At 74.9% G+C, this 4337-nt stretch carries 4 protein-coding genes and 1 pseudogene; 2 read left to right on the forward strand and 3 right to left on the reverse strand.

The window, feature by feature from the left end; all coding sequences use genetic code 11:
- Positions 1 to 16: 16 nt before the first annotated feature.
- The 3 genes and pseudogenes from VR44_RS13610 to VR44_RS13620 form a co-directional block, all read right to left on the reverse strand.
- Positions 17 to 376, reverse strand: coding sequence for a hypothetical protein (locus VR44_RS13610; protein ID WP_045947736.1), 360 nt, complete (start codon positions 374 to 376; stop codon positions 17 to 19).
- A gap of 114 nt (positions 377 to 490) precedes the next feature.
- Positions 491 to 1413: pseudogene (locus VR44_RS13615) on the reverse strand (serine/threonine dehydratase).
- Positions 1414 to 1444: 31 nt separating this feature from the next.
- A complete protein-coding gene (locus tag VR44_RS13620; protein WP_045947738.1) occupies positions 1445 to 2086 on the reverse strand; it encodes a TetR/AcrR family transcriptional regulator in 642 nt (213 codons plus the stop codon).
- Between the two features lie 166 nt (positions 2087 to 2252).
- On the opposite strand from VR44_RS13620, the gene VR44_RS13625 reads away from it, so the two are divergent.
- Entirely contained in the window at positions 2253 to 3938 is a 1686-nt protein-coding gene (locus VR44_RS13625) for an alpha-galactosidase (RefSeq protein WP_245691782.1), read from the forward strand.
- Between the two features lie 158 nt (positions 3939 to 4096).
- A complete protein-coding gene (locus tag VR44_RS13630; protein WP_157880291.1) occupies positions 4097 to 4291 on the forward strand; it encodes a hypothetical protein in 195 nt (64 codons plus the stop codon).
- Positions 4292 to 4337 lie beyond the last annotated feature (46 nt).

Consider the following 4337-nt stretch of genomic DNA (forward strand, 5'->3'; position numbering starts at 1 on the left):
GCCTAGCTGTCGGAGGCTACTTCATGCGGTACTGGGCCTTCTCCGCCAGCTTGCCGTCCTTGAAGCAGAGGCGCAGCACGTCCTCGGCGGCCTTGCCGTCGCTGGACACGTACCAGGCGCACACGCTGCCCGCGGGTTCGGCGGGGCCGCCCTCCTTGAGGGCGGCCTTGACGAAGGTCTCGCCCGAGGGCAGCTTGGCGCGGACCTCGCTCTCGGGGTCGCCGACGTTCACCGACGCGTAGACCTTCGGGTCCAGCAGGGTCTTGTCGGCCACGTCGGCCATCTTCCCCAGGCCGAGGAAGAGGGCGACGAGTACTCCGACACCCAGCACCAGCGCCACTCCGCAGCCGATGAGACAACCCTTGCGCTGAGCCATTGCCCGTTCCTCCGTGCCCTCGTGGTTCCTGCTGACACCGCGGAGCCTGGCAGGGGCCGGGGCGGGCGCGCCGTACTCGAAAGTCGCGGGCCGGCGCAACGATCGTCGTCGGTGTCAGAGGTCCCCGGGGTCGGTGTTGGCCCCGCAGAGGACGACGGCGACCCGCTCGCCCAGGGGCTCCGGCGCGGTGCGTACGGCCGCCAGGGCGGTCGCGGCGCCGGCTTCGACGACGATCCGGTGCTCCTCCCAGAGGGCGCGCCGGGCGGCGGTGATGGCCTCGTCCGGGACGAGTACGGACACGGCGTTGTCCTGGCGGGCGGCGGCCAGGGCGTCGGCGGAGACCCGGGGGGCGCCGAGGGAGTCGGAGGCCACGGAGTCCACGGGGACGTCCACGGGGCGTCCCGCCTCCAGGGCTGCGTTTTCAGGGCCCGGCAGTGCTCGGGTTCGGCGGCGACCACACGGACGCCGTGGGCCCGGGCGGCGGTGGCGACGCCGGCGAACAGCCCGCCGCCGCCGACCGCGACGACCAGGGTGTCCAGGCCGGGCAGGGCGGCCCGGATCTCGTCGGTGAGGGTTCCGGCGCCGGCCGCGATGAGCGGGTGGTCGAAGGCGTGGCTGGCCAGGGCTCCGCTGTCCGCCGCGAACCGGTGGCAGGCCTCCAGGGCCTCGCCGTAGTGGTCGCCGACGAGCCGGACGTCGGCGCCGTAGCCGCGCAGCCGGTCCACCTTGACGCGGGGGGCGGTGGCGGGGAGGAAGACGGTGGCGGGGACGCCCTGGGCGCGGGCCGCCCAGGCGCAGGCGAGGCCGGCGTTGCCGCCCGAGGCGATGGTGACGCCGGCGTCCGGGAGGGTGCCGGCGGCGCGGTGGGCGGCGAGGAAGTTGTGGGCGCCGCGGGCCTTGAAGGAGCCGGTGTGCTGGAGGAACTCCAGGGCGTACCAGAGGCCGTCGGCGACGGGGGCGACGGCGACGGGCCGGATCGCCCCGGCCGTGCGGTCGGCGGCGGCGCGGACGGCCGCGTAGTCGAGCTGCTGTTCCATGGCGGGAGGCCTCTCTCGTGGTGCGGTGTGGTCAGCCGGTGGGCCGGGCGGCGGCGATGAGCTGGCGCAGGGCGCCGTAGTAGACCTCGTGGTCGGTCAGCGCGGGCAGCAGTTCGGCCGGGTCGCCGCCGAGCACCGGGAACTCGGCCGGGTCGAGCGCGGCGAGCGCGGCCCGGGAGGCGGCGGTGGCCCCGGTGGGGTCGCGGTGGTCGACGAAGGCGGCGCAGCCCAGGGTGAGCAGGTACATCCGGCGGTAGACGGTGACGGCCTCGGCGCGGCTCATCCCGGCGGCGACGCTGTCGGCGAGGGCGGGTTCGACGAGACGGGCCAGCAACTGGCGGCCGAGCCAGGGCCGTCCGCCGCGCAGGACGAGCAGCCCGGGGTGGGCGGTGAGGAGCCGGTAAAGGGCCCCGAACCGTTGTTCGGTCGCCTCGGCCCAGTCGGTTCCGGCGGGGATCTCGGGGAGCCGGGCGGCGAGGTGCTCGGTGCACAGGTCCATCAGGCCCGCGAGGTCGGTGCAGCGGCGCTGGACGGTGGCGTGGGAGACCTCCAGGCGGTCGGCGAGGGCGCGGAAGCTGAGGGCCGCGGGCCCCTCCTCGTCGATGAGGCGCAGCGCTGCGACGGCGATGGCCTCGGGGGTCGCCCGGTCGAGGGCCGCTGATCTTCTCGGCATGAGATACACCGTATCAGCCACTGTCACATACACCGTATCCTCGCCTTGACCACCGCCATATTGCTGGTCATCAGGCCATAAGCAATGACATGTGTTGACAGTGGGTAGTCGTACCGCTGCACTGGGGCACCGTCCCCGCCGGTACGCACCACGCCAAGGAGAACCCGTGCCGCCTCGCCTGCGCGCCTCACTTCCCTGTCTGACCGCGGCCGCCCTGCTCGCCCTCGCGCTCTGCCCCGCCCCGGCGACGGCGGAGCCGACCGCGACCTCGGACACCCCGCTGGCCCTCACCCCGCCCATGGGCTGGAACAACTGGGCGCACTACATGTGCGACATCGACGAGGCGAAGGTGGTCGCCAACGCCGAGGCCCTCGTCTCCAGCGGCCTCGCCGCCAAGGGCTACGACACCGTCACCGTGGACGACTGCTGGATGCGGCGGGAGCGGGACGCGCGCGGGGACCTGGTCGCCGACCCGGTGAAGTTCCCGCACGGCATGGCCTGGCTCGGCGAGCACCTGCACGCCAAGGGGCTGAAGTTCGGGATCTACGAGGACGCCGGCTCGCTCACCTGCGAGCGCTACCCCGGCAGCGGCGCCCCCGAGGGCGGCGGCCCGGACCACTACGCCCGCGACGCCCGGCTGTTCGCCTCGTGGAACGTGGACTACGTGAAGATGGACGGCTGCAACCTGTGGGTGCCGCCCGGGAAGACGAAGGAGGAGGCGTACCGGGACGCGTACAACGCGGTCGCCCGGGCGCTGCGCGACAGCGGCCGCCCGATGGTGCTCTCCGCCTCCGCCCCCGCCTACTTCCAGCAGGGCGAGTGGGGTGGCGCCGACTGGCACAAGGTCCTCGACTGGGTGGGCGAGACCGGCCAGTTGTGGCGCGAGGGCAAGGACATCAAGGTCTACAAGGCGTCCGCCCCCCGGACCTCCCGCTGGAGTTCGGTCCTCGGCAACTACGGCTACAACCGGTGGCTCGGCCGGTACGCGGCCCCCGGCAACTGGAACGACCCCGACTTCCTGATCGCGGGCGCCCCCGGGCTGACCGACGCGGAGAGCCGCAGCCAGGTGGGGCTGTGGGCGATGATGGCGGCCCCGTTCATCCTGTCCTCGGACGTCTCGGCGCTCAGTCCGGGCGGGCTCGCCGCCCTCGGGAACACCCGGCTGATCGCGCTGGACCAGGACCCGCTGGGCCGCCAGGGCGCGGTCGTCTCCTCCAGCCCGGCCTTCGAGGTGCTGGCCCGGCCGCTGGCGAACGGGGACCGGGCGGTGGCGGTGCTCAACCGCTCGGGTACCGACCGGGACGTCTCCGTACCGCTGGCCGGCATCGGGCTGCCCGCCCCCTGCGTGGTGGACGCCGAGGACCTGTGGACCGGGAAGCGCACGGAGACGGGCGACGCCCTGACCGGCCGGGTCGCCGCGCACGACACGGCGGTGTGGCGGCTCACCCCGCGCGGCTGCGCGGAGGCCGTGCCCACCGGGCAGATCAACGGCCTCGGGGCGATGTGCGCCGACGGAGCGAGCACCAGCGGTGTCGGTTCGGTCGTCCTGGCGGCCTGCACCGCCGGGGCGGACCAGCGGTGGACCCTGGGCGGCGGCGGACGGCTGAGGCTGGCCGGGCAGTGCCTCACGGCGGGCTCCGGCGGCCTGGTGGAGCTGGCCGACTGCGCGCCCGGGCGGCGGGCCGGGCAGAGCTGGCGCCACCGGCGCGACGGGTCCCTGGTGGAGGAGGTGAGCGGCACCTGCCTGACTGCCCCGGCGGCGGCCGCGACGCCCGACGCCCCGGCCGAACGGCTGCGGCTGGCCGCCTGCGGTGACCACCGGGCCGACCAGGCGTGGTCCCTGCCGGTGTGACATCACTCTTCCGGGGGAATCGGCGCGCGGGCGGGCCCGCCCGGCACGGGGGGGTGGGTTCACTGGCCCGGAACGCCGAGGGGCGGCAGCCGGAACGATCCGGCGGCCGCCCCTTTCCGGCACCCATGGGCCACGAGAGCCGACAGGAGCGCACCGACATGTACGAGAACACCCAGGAGCGGCCCCGGACCCCCGCCTCCGGGATCACCGACGGCGTGGTGGAACTCCGCAAACGCAGACCTTCGGCCCCGGCCGGTGCCCCTGGCCGTCCCGCCAGGTCGAAGTCCGGGGCCGCCCCGGCGACGCCCGGCCGCGGCCCGGTCCCGAACACCGACCCCGCCCCGGACGCCTGACCGCTGCGCGGGGCCGTCCCCTACCCGCCCTTCCTCCGTTCCCAGG

Origin of the sequence: Streptomyces katrae (assembly GCF_000966975.1) — a bacterium.
GTDB lineage: Bacteria > Actinomycetota > Actinomycetes > Streptomycetales > Streptomycetaceae > Streptomyces > Streptomyces katrae.

Excerpts from the sequence above, each read along its gene's own strand:
- VR44_RS13610 (WP_045947736.1), bottom strand. The coding sequence starts at position 376 with ATGGCTCAGCGCAAGGGTTGTCTCATCGGCTGCGGAGTGGCGCTGGTG.
- VR44_RS13620 (WP_045947738.1), bottom strand. The coding sequence starts at position 2,086 with ATGCCGAGAAGATCAGCGGCCCTCGACCGGGCGACCCCCGAGGCCATC.
- VR44_RS13630 (WP_157880291.1), top strand. The coding sequence starts at position 4,097 with ATGTACGAGAACACCCAGGAGCGGCCCCGGACCCCCGCCTCCGGGATC.